This is a genomic window from Hyella patelloides LEGE 07179 (assembly GCF_900659865.1).
In the GTDB taxonomy this organism is placed as follows: Bacteria; Cyanobacteriota; Cyanobacteriia; order Cyanobacteriales; family Xenococcaceae; genus Hyella; species Hyella patelloides.
This window is the reverse complement of record NZ_LR213873.1, coordinates 1-21,312: the sequence shown is the minus strand read 5'-3', so window position 1 is coordinate 21,312 and position 21,312 is coordinate 1. Positions and strand designations below refer to the sequence as shown.

General features: G+C 36.4%; 21 protein-coding genes. 7 read left to right on the top strand and 14 right to left on the bottom strand.

Going from position 1 to position 21,312, the window contains the following annotated elements; all coding sequences use genetic code 11:
• Window positions 1–350: 350 nt before the first annotated feature.
• The 5 genes from H1P_RS17130 to H1P_RS38950 all read right to left on the bottom strand — a co-directional run bounded on the left by H1P_RS17130 (window position 351) and on the right by H1P_RS38950 (window position 3,242).
• Window positions 351–935, bottom strand: a complete 585-nt coding sequence (locus tag H1P_RS17130) for a cell division protein SepF (protein ID WP_144869562.1) — start codon at window positions 933–935, stop codon at window positions 351–353.
• Window positions 936–1,356: 421 nt separating this feature from the next.
• The gene (locus H1P_RS17125) at window positions 1,357–2,022 is read right to left on the bottom strand and encodes a YggS family pyridoxal phosphate-dependent enzyme (protein WP_144869560.1); all 666 of its coding nucleotides are present in this window, start codon (window positions 2,020–2,022) and stop codon (window positions 1,357–1,359) included.
• On the bottom strand, window positions 2,019–2,243 hold the full coding sequence (locus H1P_RS17120; protein WP_144869558.1) for a hypothetical protein: 225 nt from the start codon (window positions 2,241–2,243) through the stop codon (window positions 2,019–2,021). The genes H1P_RS17125 and H1P_RS17120 overlap by 4 nt, the downstream gene beginning before the upstream one ends.
• 537 nt (window positions 2,244–2,780) lie before the next feature.
• Entirely contained in the window at window positions 2,781–3,059 is a 279-nt protein-coding gene (gene pipX / locus H1P_RS17115) for a transcriptional coactivator PipX (RefSeq protein WP_144869556.1), read from the bottom strand.
• A 51-nt stretch (window positions 3,060–3,110) separates the two neighbouring features.
• The gene (locus H1P_RS38950; protein ID WP_281291179.1) at window positions 3,111–3,242 is read right to left on the bottom strand and encodes a hypothetical protein; all 132 of its coding nucleotides are present in this window, start codon (window positions 3,240–3,242) and stop codon (window positions 3,111–3,113) included.
• A 136-nt stretch (window positions 3,243–3,378) separates the two neighbouring features.
• Here H1P_RS38950 and H1P_RS17110 point away from each other — a divergent pair, with 136 nt between their 5' ends.
• From H1P_RS17110 to H1P_RS17095, 4 genes are all read left to right on the top strand, one after another.
• A complete protein-coding gene (locus H1P_RS17110; protein WP_144869554.1) occupies window positions 3,379–5,697 on the top strand; it encodes a ribonucleoside-diphosphate reductase subunit alpha in 2,319 nt (772 codons plus the stop codon).
• Between the two features lie 97 nt (window positions 5,698–5,794).
• Window positions 5,795–6,109 (top strand): hypothetical protein, encoded by a 315-nt coding sequence (locus H1P_RS17105; protein WP_144869552.1) that lies wholly within the window; start codon window positions 5,795–5,797, stop codon window positions 6,107–6,109.
• A gap of 175 nt (window positions 6,110–6,284) precedes the next feature.
• Complete coding sequence (locus H1P_RS17100; RefSeq protein WP_144869550.1) at window positions 6,285–6,860, top strand: hypothetical protein; 576 nt, start codon at window positions 6,285–6,287, stop codon at window positions 6,858–6,860.
• 354 nt (window positions 6,861–7,214) lie between these two features.
• On the top strand, window positions 7,215–8,036 hold the full coding sequence (locus H1P_RS17095; RefSeq protein WP_144869548.1) for an alpha/beta fold hydrolase: 822 nt from the start codon (window positions 7,215–7,217) through the stop codon (window positions 8,034–8,036).
• Between the two features lie 117 nt (window positions 8,037–8,153).
• Here the strand turns inward: H1P_RS17095 and H1P_RS17090 are convergent, their stop codons facing one another.
• From H1P_RS17090 to H1P_RS39885, 5 genes are all read right to left on the bottom strand, one after another.
• A complete protein-coding gene (locus tag H1P_RS17090; protein ID WP_144869546.1) occupies window positions 8,154–8,438 on the bottom strand; it encodes a DUF3303 domain-containing protein in 285 nt (94 codons plus the stop codon).
• Between the two features lie 71 nt (window positions 8,439–8,509).
• A complete protein-coding gene (locus H1P_RS17085; protein ID WP_144869544.1) occupies window positions 8,510–9,388 on the bottom strand; it encodes an aldo/keto reductase in 879 nt (292 codons plus the stop codon).
• 8 nt (window positions 9,389–9,396) lie between these two features.
• Window positions 9,397–9,591: an SDR family oxidoreductase gene (locus H1P_RS17080; protein ID WP_144869542.1), complete on the bottom strand. Its 195-nt coding sequence runs from the start codon at window positions 9,589–9,591 to the stop codon at window positions 9,397–9,399.
• Between the two features lie 30 nt (window positions 9,592–9,621).
• Window positions 9,622–10,500, bottom strand: a complete 879-nt coding sequence (locus H1P_RS17075) for an SDR family oxidoreductase (RefSeq protein WP_144869540.1) — start codon at window positions 10,498–10,500, stop codon at window positions 9,622–9,624.
• Window positions 10,501–10,686: 186 nt separating this feature from the next.
• The gene (locus tag H1P_RS39885; RefSeq protein WP_425461541.1) at window positions 10,687–10,830 is read right to left on the bottom strand and encodes a zinc-binding dehydrogenase; all 144 of its coding nucleotides are present in this window, start codon (window positions 10,828–10,830) and stop codon (window positions 10,687–10,689) included.
• A gap of 102 nt (window positions 10,831–10,932) precedes the next feature.
• Between H1P_RS39885 and H1P_RS17065 the strand changes: the two genes are divergently transcribed.
• On the top strand, window positions 10,933–11,568 hold the full coding sequence (locus H1P_RS17065; RefSeq protein WP_144869538.1) for a TetR/AcrR family transcriptional regulator: 636 nt from the start codon (window positions 10,933–10,935) through the stop codon (window positions 11,566–11,568).
• Window positions 11,569–11,640: 72 nt separating this feature from the next.
• Here the strand turns inward: H1P_RS17065 and H1P_RS36190 are convergent, their stop codons facing one another.
• The 4 genes from H1P_RS36190 to H1P_RS17050 form a co-directional block, all read right to left on the bottom strand.
• On the bottom strand, window positions 11,641–11,796 hold the full coding sequence (locus tag H1P_RS36190; protein WP_186376005.1) for a hypothetical protein: 156 nt from the start codon (window positions 11,794–11,796) through the stop codon (window positions 11,641–11,643).
• Between the two features lie 13 nt (window positions 11,797–11,809).
• Window positions 11,810–12,457 (bottom strand): CBS domain-containing protein, encoded by a 648-nt coding sequence (locus H1P_RS17060; RefSeq protein ID WP_186376006.1) that lies wholly within the window; start codon window positions 12,455–12,457, stop codon window positions 11,810–11,812.
• A gap of 276 nt (window positions 12,458–12,733) precedes the next feature.
• Complete coding sequence (locus H1P_RS17055; protein ID WP_144869533.1) at window positions 12,734–13,252, bottom strand: CBS domain-containing protein; 519 nt, start codon at window positions 13,250–13,252, stop codon at window positions 12,734–12,736.
• Window positions 13,253–13,891: 639 nt separating this feature from the next.
• Complete coding sequence (locus H1P_RS17050) at window positions 13,892–15,229, bottom strand: GmrSD restriction endonuclease domain-containing protein (RefSeq protein ID WP_144869531.1); 1,338 nt, start codon at window positions 15,227–15,229, stop codon at window positions 13,892–13,894.
• 259 nt (window positions 15,230–15,488) lie between these two features.
• Here H1P_RS17050 and H1P_RS17045 point away from each other — a divergent pair, with 259 nt between their 5' ends.
• Window positions 15,489–20,846 (top strand): nSTAND1 domain-containing NTPase, encoded by a 5,358-nt coding sequence (locus H1P_RS17045; protein WP_144869529.1) that lies wholly within the window; start codon window positions 15,489–15,491, stop codon window positions 20,844–20,846.
• Between the two features lie 153 nt (window positions 20,847–20,999).
• Window positions 21,000–21,179 (top strand): hypothetical protein, encoded by a 180-nt coding sequence (locus H1P_RS17040; RefSeq protein WP_144869527.1) that lies wholly within the window; start codon window positions 21,000–21,002, stop codon window positions 21,177–21,179.
• Window positions 21,180–21,312: the final 133 nt, after the last annotated feature.

Below are 21,312 nucleotides of genomic sequence, written 5' to 3'. Positions count from 1 at the left end.
ATTCAACGGATTATTGATTTCTGTCCATCACTGGAGACTTTCTGGATATTTATGACTGTCGATCTTCGTCTTTTCTTCGTCCGTTTTTTGATTACTTTATATTACACTTTGACGTGCGGAAGGTGGGTTGTACATTAATGAAGTGTCCTCACATTCATCTTTCCCCCCCCGCTCCCCTGCTTCCCCTGCTCCCTCTGCTATGCCAAAATACACAATTAATTATGCCCAGGTACTTAGCGGTGTGCTTGACCAAAAAAAACGAGTAGTCTACAAGAACTACTCGAAATAATTAGAACCAACAACTTTTTACTAATAATCAGAATTGATTTAAGGTTTACAAACTTAACTGATTATTGTGCTACAACATTTTGTTCAGACCAATAATCAAGAGAATTGCTGATGGAATCACGTGTGGGGCGACGACTACGGGCTGTAGTAAAATCATCTGCATTACTGATTAAGCCCGATAAATTGCTCACAGTGACACAGCTAGGGGCAAACAAGAAAATATTATCTCCCACTCTCTCATAGTGACCATCCATAGCGTAAGTACCCCCAGCCACAAAATCTACCGATCTTTGAGCTTTTTCGGGATCCATGTTTTCTAAATTCAAGACTACAGATTTGCGATCGCGTAACGCATCAATTACTTTAGGCATATCATCAAAAGACTTGGGTTCAATAACCATTACTTCTGTCTTTTCGTTATTAATGCCTCGCATTTCTATTACATTATTATCCTTCATCGATTTTTTCTGTTTAGCGGAAAATTTTTGGCGATCTCTGTATTGGTTAGTATCTAGGTTATTTTTTGGTGAAAACTGAGATTCATCTTCTTCATCAAAAGATTCTGCTTCGTCTCCTACTTCTACATAATCATAATCATCATCTTCTTCTGGTCTCACAAGTTTTTTAAAGAAATTAGTTACAGACATAATTAATTGCTCACTATTTATTGGTAATTGGTAAATGTGCCAACCCAGGAATTTCGGCTTTAGACTATCTTCATAAAACGTGGTCGCTATTGAGATTACAATCAGAAAAAGATAGTTCGATCGATAATTATTCCTTGGGGATGTAATCGTTATCTTTTTTCCAAGTTGTATTTATCTCATAGCTCAACCCACTAGCAATAAATACTTATTGCCATAAATTACAGTAGTCTTTAGCCTGGTTTTTTCGAGTTAGGTAATAATCACGGTTGGCAATACGATTCTACTTTGGTAAATAACCAAAAAGAATTAAACAACTTGGTTATAGTTGTTTTTTAAAAAAAACAACAGCTTTCTTGATGTTTTCTTCATAAAAAGTAACATAATCACTAGTTAGTTTAAGGATTAGATACAATCTAATTTGCTAATTAGAGCCAAAAATAATTCTTCCTGGGCGAATCATCGTTGCACCCGCTCGAACAGCAAGTTTATAATCTCCAGACATTCCCATAGATAGCTCTTCCATTTTCAAAAAAGACCAGGATTGCTGCTGGATTTGGTCAGCTAAAGATTTTACTGATTGAAAAGCCGACAAAGTTTGTTCGGCAGATAAGCCCCAAGGAAGAATTGTCATTAAACCACGAATTTGTAAATGTTCACAACGATCCAATACAGGTAGATCCGCTAATAATTCTGAGGGATGCCAACCATACTTATCAGGATCGCTTAATACTTTAACCTGTAAACATACTTTTGGCGACAAACCTAACTCTGCGGATAAGCGATCTAGACGTTGAGCAAGCTTTAGGCTATCTACAGAGTGAATCCAATCAAAATGAGTAATAATTTTTTTGGCTTTTTTTGACTGTATGTGACCGATAAAATGCCAGCAAATATCAGATAAATCTTGAAGTTTTTCTTGTTTGCTCAAAGCATCTTGAAGACGATTTTCGGCAAAGTCTCTCACTCCAGTTGTATAAGCAGTACGAATTGCAGCAGGAGAAGCTTGCTTACTAACCGCGATTAAACGAGTTGTAGAAGGAATTTCTTGTTTAATCCGATCTATATTGTCGCAGATCGCATTTGTCATCTTTTACCTCCGTGGAGACTTTTGGTTCTGCCGATGGAAGGAAACGGCTCAAGTTGAAGAGGTTCGATGCCTCGGTCAACTTGCCAATACACTTGCACGATGAGATAATCAACTCTAATTAGCAACGGTGCGCGTTCCTTGGCGGATGGAGCATCCGCAGGGTCGCACCGCAAGTCGCAAAAACTTTTAAATTGCGGGTGAGACTCCCAGTAATCGGACACTCTAGTTAAAAGGTAGGCTGAGGAAAACTCAGACTCGGTGTTCAGCACTCTAGACCTAGCCTTTACAAGTAAAGCGTTTAAAAATAGTGAAACAAAACAGATAGACATAGCTAATAATATCTCAAGTAAAAGTATGCTCAGACCTCTGAAGAGAGGCGAGAGAGTAGTGTGTGTTTGGCGCACCGTGGGTGCTGGCATAGCGTCCAGGCTCGTAGACAACGGTTTACCGTAAGTCCCTCCCAGAATCCCTCGCGGGACGCGATGGGAGTCGTCAAAACTGAATAAATAATTGGGTAAAATTAAGTATAAATAAAGGGCGTTGCTGGTTGAAGTAATGACCGCGAGATTCAGCGTCTATCGCGGACGATGCGTCTATCGCGGACGACACGTCCTAAAGGATACCGCTCCGCACGACGCGAAGCTAGTCCTTTAGGATAAAGTTAGTCCTTTAGGATACACCGAAGGGATAAGGTTTCCCAGGGGCTGTGGTCGGACATATAATTATAAATTCCTAGTTTTCAACTAGATGGGGTTTCTTTACTGAAAAGTGCGCTGATAAACTGCTTGTAATTCCTGATAATCTTTAACATTACTATGGCTGCGTAATTGACGTATGCGATTTTCTACTAATAAACGAGCATCAGAACGACTAATAGGATCGAATGTAAACCTATCAGCATTCACCGTTACCAAAAAAAACAAACGCTGTGCATAAAGGGTAGTAAAAATATTTTGGTTTTCTTTGACTTGGCAAATTCGATACAAAAGTCCAAAAGAAGGGTGATTGAGATAAGTTTCGCTTCTCTGATTATCCACTGACTAATTATTTTTTATATTTGTTTGGTGATTAACAGTAGGAAATATTTCCTAATTATAGTAGCTGGAGGTTACAGGAAAATCCATCACACTATTGATGTTAAGGCTTTTTTCCCGATCGCGATCATAAAGGTTATAACATTCTGGCATTTTTTGCTCATTAGTCTGCTTTGTTTTAAGCATAATTTTAGATCGAAATTTTTAAAAAACTATATGTAGGGTAAGAAAAGCTTAATATTCGAGATTAAACACTATATATAAGGAAAGTTGAGTTATATTATATATCCAAGCTATTTAACGATCTTGAGTTTAAGTTTCTATGCAGCAAATCCAAGCCCTAACAACGATTCCGTTTTCTCTTGTTGAAACAGAAAATGATATCCAAGTTATCCGCAGAGATGGTTCAACTACACCTCTTAATATTGCCAAGATTCGCTCTGTGGTGGAGTGGGCTTGTGAAAAGCAAGATGTTAACCCAATTACCTTAGAGGCTGGTTTAACCACTAGATTAAAAAATGGCGTGACTACCAGAGAAATTCAAGATAATTTGATAGATTGCGCGCTATCGATGTGTAGCCCTGATGAACCTGCATGGCGTTACGTGGCGGGGCGGTTACATATCTGGAGTTTGTGGAAAGATATTCAAGTTAGTCGTGGTTATGGCTACGAAAATTATGCTAAAACAGTACAGTTTCAGGTAGAGGCGGGAAAATACGATCGCGCCCTAACCTTAAAATACTCTCCTCAAGAATTGGCGATCGCAGGTAATTGGCTTAACCCACAGTGGGATAAAGATTATGATTACGCAGGGGCGATATTACTGACAAAAAGATACTTATTAGATGATGAGTTACCCCAAGAAGCGTTTTTGACTTGTGCTTTGTTATTGGCTCAGTTAGAAGCACCCGGTAAAAGATTAGATGTGGCAAAACAGTTTTATGAAGCGATAGCGAGACGTAAAATATCTTTAGCAACTCCCATACTGGCTAATTTAAGAATTCCCGATGGCTCTTTAAGTAGTTGTTTCATTATTGCCATGGATGACAACTTAGAGAGTATTTTTAGTGAAGTTACCAACACAGCCAGGATTTCCAAGAATGGTGGTGGAGTAGGGGTAAATGTCTCTCGGATTCGTGCTACTGGTAGCTGGGTGATGGGTAAGGATAAAGCTAGTGGCGGAATTGTACCCTGGATTAAATTACTTAATGATACAGCGATCGCAGTTAACCAAGGGGGAAGAAGAGCAGGTGCGGTAACGATTGGCGTAGATGTTTGGCATTTGGATGTACCTGAATTTCTGGAAATGCAAACCGAAAACGGCGATCAACGACGTAAAGCTTATGATGTGTTTCCTCAGTTAATTATTCCCGATGAATTTATGCGTCGGGTAGAAAAGAAACAGGATTGGATATTAGTCGATCCGTATGAAGTAAAAGAACAATTAGGCATTACTTTAGCCGAACTTTGGGGAGAAGATTTTGAAACTGCTTACGCTCAGATAGAAGCCGAATTGGACGAGCGACCCCGCGACGACGAAAGTCGCAAGGGAACGCGCGAGGGTAAAATTACTCTCTACAAAAAAGTTAACGCTCGCGAGCTATTTAAAGAGATAATGCGCTCTCAGGTTGAAACAGGAATGCCTTATTTAGCTTTTAAAGATACGATCAATCGGGCAAATCCCAACAAACACGAAGGCTATATCCCTGGAGTAAATTTATGTTGTGAGAGTTTCTCCAATGTTAAACCAGGAGTAGAAGGACATTCTTGTAACTTAGTATCTCTCAACCTAGCCAATCTAGAAGACGCAGAAATAGCTCATATCTGTAACCTAGCTGTCAGAATCCTTGATAATACTATTGATATTACTACTCCTCCCTTTGCAGCAAGTAAGGCACACAACGACAAATATCGTACTATTGGTGTGGGTGCAATGGGATTAGCTGACTGGTTAGCCAAACGTAGCAAAACCTATCTAGATTTATCAATCATTGGCAATCTATTTGAAGAAATTGGTTACTGGTGTACCTATGCATCAATGGAATTAGCTCAAGATAGAGGAGCTTATGCAGCTTTTGAAGGTAGTGAATGGAGTAAAGGCAAACTAATCGGTGCTAAACCCGTGGAATGGTTTCTCAAATATGCCCAAAACAAAGAGCGTTGGGTGCAATTATCCGAAGATATTAAACAACACGGGATTCGTAATTCCCATATTACAGCGATCGCTCCTAATACTTCATCTTCTTTAGTACAGGGTTGTACTGCTAGTGTTCTGCCAGTTTACAGCAAATTTTTCTACGATAAGTGGGCAAAAGGCACAGTACCCATTGCACCACCCTTTATCGATGATTGTTTTTGGTACTACCACGAAAATAAAACCCTCGATCAAAAAGTTGTTATTAAAGCAGTAGCCAAAATTCAACAATGGATTGATACAGGTATCTCAATGGAGTTACTTTTTAATCTCAATCAAGGCGTATATTTCCCCAATGAGCCAGAAAGAAGCCTTAAAGCCAAAGATATCTTTGAAACTCTGATAATGGCATGGCAAGAAGGTTGTAAAGCGGTTTATTACATCCGCACTGTGCAAAAAGATGATTTTAAAGAATCCAGCGATGGTTGTGTAGCTTGCGCTAATTAGTTTCAGTTAACAGTAGCTAATTAATCTCCTGTAGGGTGAGGCATTGCCCACCTTACTACACGTTGTTTTTTTAGAAATCTAGAAAATCATAGATATCATGAATTCTTTTCAATTATTAAATGATATTGAGTCTATTCAAGAATATTTAAACTCCAATGAGATTACTTGTTTAGAAGATATTGCAGAAGAAATAGTCAGTTATCGAAACAGTACAAAAGAATTTATTCAAAGTGTACTAGTAACCAACAATACTGATATTTTTACTCGAAATCGTCATTCTTTTTTATCAGTAATAAATGAATTGTCAGCAAGACTTAAAAGCATAGAAATTAGCAAATTTTTCTTTTTCATGGAAAACATTTATATACAGATAGAGAAAATAGATAATGAACATAATTTAAAAATAAAATAAAATATTAATATTAATAATTTTAAAAAACTTGTCAATCAGTTTAAAGAAAGCTATGAAAATTTTCTTAGAGATAACTATTCAACAAGTACTATAATAGAGCTAATTTTTCAATCAAAAGATATCGTTAATTCAATTCAGATAATTAAGAGATTTATTACAAGTCATTAAGAGAAATTTGCAGCTTGAATATGACAAAAATGGCTTAAACGAAGAATTAACTTTATTATTGGAATCAGAGCATAGTCTTCAAAAATTTATTGATAAGCTTCAATATATAAAAAACCTGTATTCTGAACTATGTTATTTGTTTCAAGTTTCTGATAATGAATATCCTTTAAAAATTGTTAAAATGGAATCAGGAAGTTTATTTGCTAAAGTTTTCGGAGAAGCTAAAGTTATTAAAACTTTATCAATTTGGATAGAAAATACAGTGTCATATTTTCATAGAAATTATACAAATGAAGGTCAAATAAAATCTATTACCCATAAGCTTGAAGTTATAGAAAATTTATTGGAGACTACTAAAAAGTTAGAAGAAGCAGGGATTGATACGACAAAAAACAAAGAAGCTTTACAAAAATCAAGTCTTATAATAGCAAGAGAACTCAACCTGCTATTAGGAGGAGAACCCTGTATTACTATCAACGATCATAAGCACTCTATCACAGCAGAACTACAACAAAAGTATTTAGAAGAAAGTAAAACACACTTTCTTATTGCATCACAAGAAGAATCAGAAGATAATGATTAGTGCTTGGTCATCTTTAGCAAATAAAATAGTTGCACCTCATACAGAGGAAGAATACAAAACAACTGGTTAAAGTACTTGACAACCTAATTGATGAAGTAGGGAAAAATGACTCTCATCCTTTAGTTTCTTTGATGTAAGTTATTGAAAGATTAATTAAAAACTACGAAAATCAATATGTACCAGAGTTAAATGAGTAGTAATAATTTATGATAATAATATTGCTATTGTGATCAATTCTAATAGAAGATGAAATTTCATCTAAACCTTTAACAGAAATGACTAAAGTAGAATTAAAGCAATATCTTTCCAAAAATAGAAATCAAGAAAAATGAAACACGATAAAAAAGTAGCAAAATGACTGACTGGATATTGCCACATAAATATAGTTTTGAAGGACAGCAAATCAGCTACGATATTCAAGGTCATGTTTCGCCTCTAGTTCTTGTTCATGGCACGCCTTGGTCATCGTTTAATTGGCGACATATTATTCCGCGATTAACAGAAACTTATACGGTTTATTTTTATGACTTATTAGGTTATGGACAATCAACAAAAAAAGATGGTCAAAATGTTTCTTTGGGTATACAAAATAGAGTTTTAGCAAGTCTTTTAGATCATTGGCAACTCAATAGTCCTATTATCATCGGTCATGATTTTGGGGGAACAACTGTTTTACGAACTCATCTTATAGAAAAGAGGGATTTTGCAAAAATTATTGTTGTCGATCCTGTAGCATTATCACCTTGGGGTTCTTCATTCTTTATCCACGTCAGAGAACATGAGGCTGCATTTAGAGGAATGCCAGATTACATTCACGAAGCCATAGTGACTGCTTATGTCAAAGGTGCAGTGCATCATCCTATGCCAGAGGAAACGCTGAAAGGTATATTAAAACCTTGGTTGGGCGAGGTAGGAAAAGCTGCATTTTATCGTCAAATAGCCCAAGCAAATAGTAGATTTACTGATGAAATTGAACCGAAATACCAAGATTTAAAATGCTCCGTGCTAATTATATGGGGTGAAGGCGATCGATGGATACCAATTGAGACAGGAGAACGATTACATCAAGCGATATCGGGTTCAAAATTTAAGTCTATTTCAAATGCAGGTCATTTGGTGCAAGAAGACAACCCCGCGAATTTATTGGAAGCTATTATAGAGTTTCTGTCGTCTTGACTGGATACTTTTGGTATCTATTAAGTCTTCTGTTAAACCGATATGAGAAGCAAATTTCATGATTATTTTTGATTTAATTTAAAAAATTTGGCGATCGCAATATCTGGTTGAAATCAATTACAATTGATCGAGTAAAGGCTCGACCACCTCTTTGGTTTCTTTACTACTAACTACTGGAACAATCTCAAAAGTCGCACCTGAACCACGCCACTTCAAAATCCATTCTTGAAGCAAACGCAGATCGTCACATTCCATTAGCTGAAAACATCTACTAAAATTTGGTTCTACCCAGCTATCAATATATTTAAGACCTTCGGGAAACATTCTGCCTTCATCGCGAACACGTTTGTAAATTGGCACCATATCATTGTCTTTGAAACGTTCAACAATCATGAACAACATTTACATAGTCCTTTTAAATCGGTATATTCTATTTGAGAATACTCAAATTTAGTAAATCTCGATCGAGATATTTAGATTTGATTCAATAAATTAATCTCATCTTTTGTAAGAGTAATTGAACTAGCAGTCATGTTTTCTTCTAAATGAGCAATAGTAGTAGTCCCTGGAATCAGGATAATATTGGGAGCGCGATGCAGCAACCATGCTAAAGCGATTTGATTGGGTTTTGCGCCTTTTTTAGTAGCAATATCTGCAATTACTCCTTCTGCATTAGCTAGTGGTGCGCCTTGTTTTAAGGGATGTGCGCCAAGAGAACCATGGGGGATAAAAGCTATATTATTTTGAGTACAGTAATCTAAGACATTTTCCATCGAGCGATCGCTGATACTAAATTTATTTTGTACTGAAACAATAGGTACAATCTTACGAGCTTCTTCAATTTGTGAGACAGTTACGTTAGATAAACCGAGATGACGAATTTTACCTTCATCTCTTAATTCTTTTAATGCTCCTATCGACTCTGCAAAGGGAACTTTGGGGTCTGGACGATGTAGCTGGTATAAATCGATTTGTTCTAATTTGAGCCGTTGTAAACTGCCTTCTACGCCACTTCTTAAAAATGCTGGTGAAGCATCAGCTAAAATCTTGTCTGGTGCGGGTTTATTGATTCCGCCTTTGGTAGCAATAACCAAATCTTGTTTATATGGGTGCAAAGCAGAGGCAATTATTTCCTCATTGAATCCTGCACCATAGGCTTCTGCGGTGTCAATGAAGTTTACTTTCAGTTCGACAGCACGACGTAAAAGTTGCTCTCCACCTTCCCAGTCAGGATAAGCTCCAAAGTTTCCTGGTTGTCCTGAAAGACGCATTGCACCATAGCCGAGACGATTGATGTTTAAATCTCCTCCTAGTTTGAAAGTATTTGAAATAGAAGTAGTATTATTAGTCATATTTTTCCTTACTGATAAATTACTTTACTGATATCTAATTCAACTGGAATAACATTTCCCTGTAGCTTCTGGGCAGCTTGTTTTGCTTTATCTAACGAACGCGCAGTAATAATTACTTTGTATCCCTTGGCTAATAATCCTTGGGCGATCGCATATCCGATCCCGCGATTACCACCTGTAACTAATGCTGTTTTATTTTTCATTCCTTTCTAATATCGTTTTCCAAGTTTTGATTAATACTTCAATGTTTGGTGATTCTTTTCGACAAATTCGCGCCAGCTAGTAGGTTTTCTTCCTGTAATGGCTTCAAAATTATTAAAGGTAGCATCAGCATTAGGAATTCGATCCGCAATATTGAGCTTAAACTGGGTGTAAACGCAGTGAATATAAGCTGGTTCTGCGCCAAATTTAAGCATATTTTCTAAAAATTTATCAGGAGAATGAGTTTCTACTTTGTAAGGTTTACCAATTACATCAGTTAAAATCTCTGCTACTTCGGACATGGTTGCAGTATCGTAACCGAGGGGATAAATTTTGCCTGCGTGTTTATCTTGATGGAGTAAGGTTTCTGCTGTTACTAAAGCCAAATCATCACTATCTACCCAACTCCAACGAGCATCTCCGATGTAGTTAGTCACAATACCTTCATTTAACCAACCAAAATCAGTTAAATTTTTCATAAAGGCTTCGGGACGTAGATGAGTATAGCTAAACCCTAATGACTCGATGTACTTTTCAATATATTGATGCCAACCCCAGTGAGCAACTTCATTTGTAGGTGCGCCAGATGCGCCAATGTGAACGATGTGTTGTACTCCTGTTTCTTTTGCTGTATCGAGAAAGGCTTTACTCTGTTTGAGCATATCCACGGTGTAACCAGTCAAAAGTAAAGCACGGTCTATCCCTTCTAAAGCTGATTTTAAAGTGTCCTGGCGGTCTAAATCTAGATGACGAACTTCAATTCCTTGTTCTTTAAGATATTGAGCTTTTTCAGGAGAACGAACTCCTGCAATTACTTTGACATCTCCTGATTCAGCTAGTAATTGCGCTACTGTTCCACCGACTTTACCTGTTGCACCGAGAACTAAGATTTTGGGCTTTTGAGTATTCATAACTTATGCTCCTGCGATTAATTTGAGATTCAATATTTAATTAGCGTTACGATACGTAATTATTTTATGCAAACAAAATGTATCTGTCAAGTTTTTTTGCCTTTTTAATTTAACTTTGATAAGTACAGACAGAGTTTAGGTGAAACATTGAACTATCATCACCATCAAGCAATTGATAGTAATTCCTTAAGCAATTTCGATAATGATTTTACCCATCGCTTGTCCGCTATCTTGAAGATCGTGAGCGGTAGCAACTTCTGATAATGGGAGTCTTCGGGCTATATTGTGACGTAATGCACCTGCTTCTAATGTTAGATGAAGACAGTTTATTGAACGATTTGGTTTGACGATAGGTAGTCATTTGACATAATTTGGATTAGTATTTATATTAACGTTACGATATGTAATTAATATAGCAGGAACAAAATCGATATGTCAACATCTAAAATTAAAAAAGCTAGAACCCCTATCAAATCTGGACGCGGACGACCGCGATCGCCTGAAACTCGTGAAAAAATTCTCAAAGCAGCCTATGAAATGCTCATCGAAGTTGGGTTTATGGATTTAACGATTGAAGGAGTCGCAGCAAGAGCAGAAGTAGGAAAACCTACTATTTATCGACGTTGGAAAACTAAATCCGCATTAGCGATGGATGCTTTTTTAGAGGGTGTTAATCCTGAGATTACTTTTCCCGATACTGGTATGGCTAAAGAGGATTTTAGGGAGCAAATGCAGAAAGTAGTTAAACTAATGAATAGTCCGAGAGGAGAAGTTTTAGCTAATGTAATTGGCTGTGGACAAGCAAATAATGATTTAATAACTGCATTTCGTGAAAATTGGCTAACTCCCAGAAGAGAAGATGCGAAAAGGATATTTAGAAGAGGTGTAGAGCGAGGAGAGTTGAGAGAAGGGATAGATGCAGAAGTGGCGATTGATGCTTTATATAGTCCGCTATTTTATCGCTTATTACTTAAACATCAACCTTTAACTAAGGAGTTTGTCAATGAGTTGGTCGATTTAGTTATGAGCGGACTTGGTGAACATAGTTTTAACGAATCAAGAGATTAAGCCGAAGACTAGTAAAATCATGCCACATATATCAGCAGATATAATTGAGCAGTTCAAAACAGAATTTGAAAACTATATATCAATAGTTTCACTGAGATGTGGCACGATTTTGCCAATACTACGACAGATATTCAGTCTTGCTAAAGCACCGACACGATAGATGCCACTTTTTGACCTACTCCCCCGTATTTTTTCCTCGTTCCTTATTCCTTCTTCCTCATTCCTCATTCCTTATTCCTTTTTAGACTGACATTTCTTCTTCTTCCCAATGGCAAAACCAAGGATCGTATCGAAAGATTTGTTTGGCTTCTGGATGTTCTTCGCAATATTTATCAAAAGCTGTTTTTTTAAGGTTTTCTGTTTGTTGATGGGCTTCTTCTGCTTGTAAATCTTCCACTAAATCCCAAGCAGCAGAACATTCTTCTGAGGCGAAACCACGTTCTTGACAAATTCTGTGAGCCTCAGCAATTTCCTGTTCGATTTGTGTTTTTAGTAAAACTGCACTGGGTTTTTCAGCAAAATTACTTCTGAGCAAAAGATCGGTTGTGGAGACGACACCCAGTAATTTATCTCTAATGATTGGAGCGCGACGAATTCCAGTATTAGCGAATAGTTGAGCAACTGATTTAACGCTGAGATCGGGGTTAACTACGATACAAGGCTTGGTCATAATCTCGCAAATGCGTACTTCTTCTGGGTCAACTCCTTTGGCTGCTACTTTGTAAATAATGTCAGTTTCAGTAACAATACCATAGCAGTCTGATTCATCTAAGCGATCGACAATCAAAGAAGTTAATCCATAATCTTGCATTAATTTGATCGCATGGGCTACTGTAGCAAAACTCCGAATAGTGATTACTTTTTTACTCATAATATCTGCGACTTTCATCATTAACTCCTTGCAATTTTGATTTTGGTTATTACTGATTAGTGGTTAATCGTTTTCAATGAGTTAGTCTGGCTTCTTAATTTACTGGTTCGTTTGCTTGTGGCTCGTGGCTCGTTGTTCAAACATTACTATTTCTGACTTGCTACTTACTACTGCGACGCGATAGCGAATCCTTATAAGGCTACTTAAAAATTTCCTCATTCCTCATTCCTCATTCTTTGTTCCTTCAAAGTACTTGCTACTTGCTCTTCCCATCTCCCATTAACTTAAAAGCCACTATCCGCTACACCAATTTTCATAAATATAATTTTCTTCACTGTCCCATTGGCTGTCCGCCCAGTCCTCTAAATCAGGTTCGGCTGGTTGTTTTGTCTTTTGGGGGATCAACTCGGCTTCAATTGAGGATAAACAATTATTGGAGTATAAACAATCGGTTTTGGTTAGGATGTCTGTTAGAGAAACCAGACCGATTAATTTATCTTTGATAACTGGCGCAGTGCGAATTTTAGCTCTAGCAAATAATCTTGCAATATGTTCTGTAGCCAAATCGGGATTAACCACGATACAAGGCTTGGTCATTACTTCGTAGACATAAGTAACTTTAGGGTTTTGGGAATTTGCGATCGCTTTTGCCAGGTCTGTTTGAGTGATAATACCATAGGCATCTTTATCCGAAGTGCGATCGACAATTAAAGCTCGTATATTATGCCGTTGCATCACTCTGGCTGCTTCGGCAAGAGTCGCCAAACTATCAATGGTGACTACATTTGTAGACATAATATCTGCTGCTTTCATCAATATTTCTCTCCTCCAGAAACTAACAATTCACTTGTAATTGCCAAGTCAGTCTTACCTTCCAGTCTCAAAATTAAATCAATAACTTGAGAAACTTGTGAGGGAAAGTGGGATTATCTTGATGCCGATCGATTACTCCTTATTTCTTAAGCTCTCAGCGCGTTCTATTTTTCAGATAATCCTCAAGTTTGCTTTGTGCTGCTGGGATAAAAGTTATTACAGAAATCGCCATCTATAAACTTTAGCCACGTGGAGGCAATTTCTATCTGTTAGATATTCTATTTTTGGCATAGTAATAATTTATAGAATATTGATATTTGATGTTTCAGTTTCACCTCGATAAGTTTAGCTAAAGTATCCTGAGAATTAGCCAAAGCAACGTCTCACTTTATCTCATCTTCTAGTTATTCTAGAATTATAGCTGTGAGCAGCTTTTACTGGCATTTCAGAATCGCGTTTTGTTATTATGTGGATAAGGTTTTTACTTTTCCTATAGCTATGTTTAATAGTTTAGTTATTTTAGTATTATGCTTGATCTTTTTGGATACTCTAATTTAGATTTGAGGTCATCATAAAATAAGATGACTAACATTCTCTTAATTATTAGACAATATTTAACTCTAGCTATTTTTAGATGACTTAATTGCGATTTCCACGAGCAAAGTTACAGTATCTATGAGTCAATCTTCCATTAGCTGGTTCGGTTTTCCCGCCTAAAGAGTAAGGTGTTTTATGGTCTACAACGCTATCATAAAATGATATAATTTGTTGGTTACAAATTGAACAAGTTGGATTAATATCATAAAGTTCTTTTTTAAAATAATCAGAAAAACTCCTTAATTCGTTTTCTGGCATTCCAATAATTTCATCCAAAGCATTAAACCATATTAAAAAACGTTTCTGTACCTTTCCCTTATTGCTAGTACTGATCATAATAGTTTCTAAAAAATCTGCATCATTTGTCATTAAATCGTAAAGTTTATTTCTAATGGCATCTGCTTTTGGAATGATGTCTCTTTGTTTATATCTGGTAAAACCAACCATAACAATATCAAATAAAGACATATTTATTTTTTTATCAAGTTTTCCGTTATGATTTTTATTATTTCCCCTCTGTAATCTTATAAAAGCATTTTCTCCAAAAACACTCGAAGTTAACTTAACTGAGATTCTAAATACTTGTCTTAGATTATTAATAGTATCCAAAGATGCGTTTCTTCTAGTTTCAATTTCTTTATTTAAAAATTTGCTAATAGGCGGAGAGTAAAAATTAGAACCATGATAAAATGCAAAGAATCTCAGTATCATTTCGCAGTCTGTCATTCTTTTATGAAGCTCGGTTGTTCCTATTAAATTCAGCCAATCTGGATCGGATGCTAATTCTTTTAAGAGGTCACTATAGCTTCCTCTATGAACACAATTTCGTAATTCTTGACGATTTAATTGAACAGAACCAGAATTAAGACGTTCAAATATATCAAATTTTATATCTGGATTAGAATCTTTTAAAATAACAATACAACGTAATGTACTTTTCTTGATTTTTGATTTAATTTCTTTTGGTAAATCTTGAAATCTTTTATGGTTAAGTTCTTTGAAAACAGTTAACCCAGTCAAAGCAAATTCATTATCAAGAAATCTCATAAAAGAAGTTAACCTTTGTTGACCGTCAATAACTTCGTTTGTTCCATCTTCTTCTTCCGACAAGTATATAATAGGTAAAGGAACATTCATTAAAACAGATTCAATTAGACGAGAAGCAGTTTTATTATCGAAAACATAATATCGTTGAAAAGAGGGGTCTAGTTTTAACTCATCGTCTGATACTTGTTCTTTTAACTCTCTAATAGATAAATCTTTTGAAGCTGTAATTAATTCTCTTTTTTCTAAAGGAATCAAACCTTCTGTATCTTCTTCAATATTTTCAATATCTTCTTCGATTTCTACTTCCCATTCTTGTTGATCTTCTTTTGCCATTGTAATTTTCTCACTAAATTTTAATGCGACAGAAAAATTCTTAGTATCTACCTACTAAATATTATTCCCAAAAATAGAAGCTTAATAACCTTTTTTCTCTGTTTTATCGAAATTATCAGTTAAAACCACCAGTATATAATAAGTATCCTCTGCGCCTTTGTATATCTCTGCAAAAAATAAAAACTTTAAATAAACAACTGCATAAAACAGACACCCATACCCTAGAGTAAATATACCGACATATTAACCTAAAACTCCCATGTGTCCTCGCGCAGTCACCAAGAAAAAACCCCAAGCAACCAAACAACAAACACAAATCGCAAAACTATGGATCTTGCTAGTAGGAGTCAACCAATATCAAGATGCAGAATTACCATCACTTCAATATTCTGCCTTAGATTGTCAGGGATTGGGAGAAGCCTTAACCGAAGCGACAGCGACTTTTCCCGCAAGAGAAGTTATTATTCATCATGACTTTGCCGATCGCAAACCAGTATTATATACAGTACGAGATAGTTTAGAAAAGATCTTAGCATCAGCACAACATGACGACACTATCTTATTTTATTTTTCAGGACATGGAATATTAGCAGAAGAGACACAACAGGTATATCTTTGTTTAGGGGATACACAGAAGAATAACTTAACAGAGACAGGTTTACCTTTACAGGAAATATTAAAACGGTTAGGAAACACTCAAGCGAGTCAACAATTAGTGTGGTTAGATGCTTGTCACAGTGGAGGGATGACACTAAGAGGTATTGCTAAAAATAATGCTGTGGTAGCAAACCCCACTAAACAATTAGTCAAAGTATTACGACTCAAAGCACAACAAAGTAAAGGCTTTTATGCATTGCTTTCCTGTGACCAAACTCAGCAGTCTTGGGAGTTTCCCGAATTAGGACATGGCGTATTTACTTACTACCTCATGCGGGGGTTGCGAGGAGAAGCAGCAGACTCTCAGGGAACGATCGAAGCAGACGCACTATACCAATATGTTTACCATCAGACTTTACGCTATATCGATCGCTCTAATCAACAAATACGTCTCATTAATCAGCAAAAGAGTAGTCGCGGGGAGAGACAATTACAGTCGGAGTATCCTTTGCAAACACCGAAGCGCATAGTAGAAGGTTTCGGTAAGGTTGTTATTGGCAAACAGGGAATCAAAGATAATAATAGTTTACCTCGTCGGGCATTAGTTGTAGATGGTTTAGGAAATAATCAGACAACTTTAGATTTAAGTAAGGTGTTGCGGGGGAAGGGTGGTTTTGAGTTAGAGTATTTTCCCCCCAATGGGAAGCAATGGAAAGATGTTAAGGATGCTATCAACTCTTGTTTGCAAACATCGACTTCTACAGAAGAAACCACGACGGCGTTTTTATATCTGCGAGGAAGGATTAAATGCGGTAAAGCAGGAGAAGCTTGGTTAGTATTGAGAGATGGTGTTTATATTTCTCGGGAATGGTTGCGGAAGGTTTTACAACAGTCTCCTGTTACACAACAGATTATTATTTTGGACTGTCCTGAAAAGAATGATGTTTCACAGTGGGTAGAGGACTTAAAGTTAGAATACGACCGAGGACAATGTATTATTGCTTCTAACAATATTAACCCTGTAGGGGTGTTTCGCGAAACGCAGATACCCAAAAATCAAAATATACAGCAATTTACCCAAGCGTTAATATCCACCTTACAGAAAAGTGACCCTGCAAATGGCTTATCGGTTGCTGCTTGGATATCTCAGTTACAAGTAGAGTTGGCAGGAAGCAGTATTACTCCACAAATATGGTTGTCTGGTATAAGGGGAGTGATTGAAGTATTACCTGCTAAAAGAAAAAAAAGCAATAAGCAAGACGATTCCACTATATTTGATATTAATGTCTGTCCTTATATGGGCTTACGAGCTTTTACGGAAGATAACGCCCAATACTTTTATGGAAGAGAAGCTTTAGTCCAGAAATTAATCGGTCATATCAGTCACAAAAACACTTTAGCAGTGGTAGGGGCTTCTGGTAGCGGTAAGTCTTCTGTTATTCAAGCAGGATTATTCAATCAGTTAAAACAGGGAAAACAAATTCCCCAGAGCGATAATTGGATGTTGCGCTGTGTTCGTCCTGGAAACAATCCTTTTCAATCTTTGGCACAGTGTCTCATAGAAGAAGGTACTCCTCAAGAAAAAGCCCAACAACAACTACAAATTGAAGGACTACTATACCAAGGTGTGGAAGGATTTGTGCAGTGGTTACGCACTCGTCCCGAACCAATGGTAGTGTTAGCTATCGATCAGTTTGAAGAATTGTTTACTTTGGCTTCCGAAACCGATAGATACAAATTTATTGAGTTACTATTAAAAACTATAGAGTATTGTGGTGATCGCTTTAGTTTAATTCTCACTATTAGAGCAGATTTTGTCGCTAATTGTTTAGAAATTGCCGAATTATCCCAAATATTACAGCAAAACAGCGTTTTAGTTCCTCCCTATCTCACAGAGTCCGATTATCGCGATGCTATTGTTAAACCTGCAAAGCAAGTAGGCTTAAAAGTAGAGCCTAGTTTGGTAGAGGTATTGTTACAAGAATTAGATGGTGCAACAGGCGATTTACCCTTATTACAGTTTGTTCTCCAGAAGCTATGGGAAAACCGTAAAGATGGTGTCTTAACTCTCAATGCTTATAAACAATTAGGCGGTATCAAAGGTGCATTAGAACAACAAGCACAAGAATTATATGAAAGCTTGGATGAAGAGACTCAAGACTGTGCGCGATGGATATTCCTTAACCTAACTAAAATTGGTGAGGGTACAGAAGATACCCGTCGTCGCGTTACCAAATCAGATTTAATCGTTACTAAATACCCTGTTGCGCTAGTAGAAAAGACACTACAAAAATTAACCGCAGCTAAACTAATTGTTACTAATTTAGACAATGGCATTATTACAGGAACAAGTCGTAGTGGTAGCAATCCCGCAGATGATGACGAGTTGCTTCAAGAAGCTATGCAACAAGAAGCTACTGTAGAAGTTGTTCACGAAATATTAATTCGTCACTGGACAACATTACGCTGGTGGTTAGAAGAAAATAGAGCGAGGTTACAACTACAAAGACAAATCGAACAGGCTGCTACATTATGGCAGAAAAAAAATAAGCAACCAGACTTTCTTTTAAAAGGAGTCAGATTAGCCGAAGCCGAAGATATTTATATTAAATACAATGACGAGTTAACTAATACTGCACAAGATTTTTTAGCTGCTTGTATCGAAGAAAGACTTAAATCAAAACAGGAAATAAAAAGAAGATTACGGCGTACCCAAATTACTGCGGTTGCATTAGGTATATTAGGTGTTGCTGCAACAGCTTTTGGTAGTTTAGCTTATCGCCAAAAACTAATTACCCAAATTGAAAATATTGATGCAATGAATGCTTCCTCTGAAGCCTTACTCTTATCCAATCAACAATTAGAATCAGTAGTCACCAGTATCAAAGCAGGAAAACAACTACAACAGATAGGAAACCTTGGTAAAAAATTAATTGGTAACGATAATTGGCAACAAACCAAAATTAAAACTGCTGCTACAATACAACAAGCCATTTACGGTACACAAGAGATTAATCGCTTACAAAGTCACAGTCAAAAAGTTAATGCTGTAGCTTATAGTGTAGATGGTGAATTAATTGCCACTGCTAGCGATGATAATACTATCAAAATTTGGACAAAAGAAGGTAAGTTACTAAATAGTTTAACAGGTCATCGCGATCGCGTTACCAGTATTAGTTTTAAACCCATTATAAAAGACGCAACCACAAAAGATAATGTTCATTTATTAGTATCTGGTAGTGCGGATAAAACGGCTATCTTATGGGAAATTAAAAGTAATCAAGCAAAACAAGTGAAGCAACTCCAAGGACATACAGACTGGATAACAGATGTTATTACAATCGAACAAGAAAACTCATTATTAATTGCTTCTGCTAGTCGTGATGGCAATATTAAATTATGGCGCGAAGATGGGACGTTAATTGATACTCTATCCAGTCATCAAGGCTGGATTAATAGCATTGAGTTCTCTCAATCTTATTTAGTATCTGGTGGTGCAGATGGCAAGGTGATTATTTGGGATCTTGGTAATAATAATATTCGGCAAATAGAAACTATCCAAGCATCACAAGATAGTATCACAGATCTTACTATTAGTAGTGATGAAAAAAACATTGCTGCTGGAACAGATTATGGCGAAATCAGTTTATGGAATGTCACAGATAATAGTAAGGGCGATTCCCTAAAGGACTCGCGACCCATCGCGCGAATCGCCCCTACAGATAACGAAATTGTTAACAGCATTACCTTTAGTCCAGATAATCAATTACTAGCTGTTGCTACTGATAATAGCATTAATATATATAGTCGCGATGGGATTTTACAACAAACTTTAAATGGACATAATGGTGGAGTATTAGATATTGAATTTGAAGGTAACAAATCGTTTACTCCTACAGATAATAACAACGAGAACCAAGATAATGCAGAAATAAGAAAGAACTATACTTTAGTTTCTGCTGGTGCTGATAAAACAGGAAGAGTTTGGAATATTTCTCAACCAACCTCATTAGAAGAAGGAGGAATTTATAATATTGCAACATCTCCCATTAATCCAGATATATTTGCTACGGCTGGCTTTGATGGCAAAATTAGAATTTGGTTACAAAATAAAAACAATAATAGTAAAGAGTTAATCTATACTTGTTCGGGACATAAATCTACAGTTAATCAAATTAAATATAGCCCTGATGGCAAAATTTTAGCTTCGGCTAGTGCCGATAATACTATTAAACTTTGGGATACAGAAAAAGGTCAGTTAATTACTACTATTGAAGGACATCAAGCAGGAATTAACAGTATTACTTTTAGTTTAACCCCCCTTGGTTCTCCCTACAAGGAGGGTAGTCAATTGCTAATATCTGGTGATGAAGATGGTATTGTTAAATTGTGGAATCTAGAAAATAATACTGCAAAACCGATCGCAGATTTAACAGGACATACAGATAGTCTAAAAACAGTCGCTATTAGTTCTGATAATAAATATATTGCTTCTGCTGGTTACGATAAAACAATTAAAATCTGGAATCTCAAAGGAGAATTATTACAATCTATCGATGCTCATAATTTAGCCATTACCGACTTACAATTTACCGCCGATAATAAAAGTTTAGCCTCTGCTAGTTGGGACAACACGATTAAATTATGGGATATTCAAGCATCAGGAGAAGTCAACCCCACTCCTTTACAAACTCTATCAGGACATCAAGATGGTGTTACAGATTTGCTATTTAGTAAAAATGGTAATTTATTAGTCTCTGCTAGTGCAGATCGCACGATTAAAATATGGAATATTAAAGATGGCTCATTAATTAAAACTCTACAGGGTCATGTCTCCCAAATCAACAGTATTGCCTTTAGTAATAATGAGCAAAATATTATCAGTGCAGATGAACAACAAGGCTTATTTTGGTGGAATTTAAAACTAGATAATTTATTAGGGAAAGGATGTAATAGGGTAGCCAATTATTTTCAATATAATAGCAGTATTGAGAAGAGCGATCGCAGTATTTGTAGCTAAATAAGTACCCTTACAAAATAGATTACGAGCGTGGAGATAGGCAAGAGGCAAGAGAGAACAGGCAAGACTCGCGCGTTCCTTGGCTGAGGAAACCTCAGCAGGTTCACTCGTCAATTATGAGTGTGTAAATAATTATGCCCAAATACTTATCTTATGCTAAAAATCAGAAAAATAGATCGATACTCAATTCATTCTCTTTTCGATCTAGAAGATATTCAAAATATGTTGCTGGCTTTTCAAAAAACTTTTACTAATAAACAGTTAAGTGAGATTGGAAACGCACAAATAGATTTAAAAATTTTCCAAAGTAAAAAAAAAGCGATCGAGAAATGACGCTATTATTAAATATAGGATTGGGTAATTTCTATATTCAAATGTATCTACAAATTTGACTTGCTCCCAAATCGTTCTGAGTGAATAACTATAATTTTTAGTCTTAGCTTCTACTAAGATTTCCCTTTTTTTT

Coding starts and splice junctions, on each gene's coding strand:
- H1P_RS17130 (WP_144869562.1), bottom strand. CDS start 935: ATGTCTGTAACTAATTTCTTTAAAAAACTTGTGAGACCAGAAGAAGAT.
- H1P_RS17125 (WP_144869560.1), bottom strand. CDS start 2,022: ATGACAAATGCGATCTGCGACAATATAGATCGGATTAAACAAGAAATT.
- H1P_RS38950 (WP_281291179.1), bottom strand. CDS start 3,242: ATGCTTAAAACAAAGCAGACTAATGAGCAAAAAATGCCAGAATGTTAT.
- H1P_RS17110 (WP_144869554.1), top strand. CDS start 3,379: ATGCAGCAAATCCAAGCCCTAACAACGATTCCGTTTTCTCTTGTTGAA.
- H1P_RS17105 (WP_144869552.1), top strand. CDS start 5,795: ATGAATTCTTTTCAATTATTAAATGATATTGAGTCTATTCAAGAATAT.
- H1P_RS17095 (WP_144869548.1), top strand. CDS start 7,215: ATGACTGACTGGATATTGCCACATAAATATAGTTTTGAAGGACAGCAA.
- H1P_RS17090 (WP_144869546.1), bottom strand. CDS start 8,438: ATGTTGTTCATGATTGTTGAACGTTTCAAAGACAATGATATGGTGCCA.
- H1P_RS17085 (WP_144869544.1), bottom strand. CDS start 9,388: ATGACTAATAATACTACTTCTATTTCAAATACTTTCAAACTAGGAGGA.
- H1P_RS17080 (WP_144869542.1), bottom strand. CDS start 9,591: ATGAAAAATAAAACAGCATTAGTTACAGGTGGTAATCGCGGGATCGGA.
- H1P_RS17075 (WP_144869540.1), bottom strand. CDS start 10,500: ATGAATACTCAAAAGCCCAAAATCTTAGTTCTCGGTGCAACAGGTAAA.
- H1P_RS17065 (WP_144869538.1), top strand. CDS start 10,933: ATGTCAACATCTAAAATTAAAAAAGCTAGAACCCCTATCAAATCTGGA.
- H1P_RS36190 (WP_186376005.1), bottom strand. CDS start 11,796: ATGAGGAATGAGGAAGAAGGAATAAGGAACGAGGAAAAAATACGGGGG.
- H1P_RS17060 (WP_186376006.1), bottom strand. CDS start 12,457: ATGAAAGTCGCAGATATTATGAGTAAAAAAGTAATCACTATTCGGAGT.
- H1P_RS17055 (WP_144869533.1), bottom strand. CDS start 13,252: ATGAAAGCAGCAGATATTATGTCTACAAATGTAGTCACCATTGATAGT.
- H1P_RS17050 (WP_144869531.1), bottom strand. CDS start 15,229: ATGGCAAAAGAAGATCAACAAGAATGGGAAGTAGAAATCGAAGAAGAT.
- H1P_RS17045 (WP_144869529.1), top strand. CDS start 15,489: ATGTGTCCTCGCGCAGTCACCAAGAAAAAACCCCAAGCAACCAAACAA.
- H1P_RS17040 (WP_144869527.1), top strand. CDS start 21,000: ATGCTAAAAATCAGAAAAATAGATCGATACTCAATTCATTCTCTTTTC.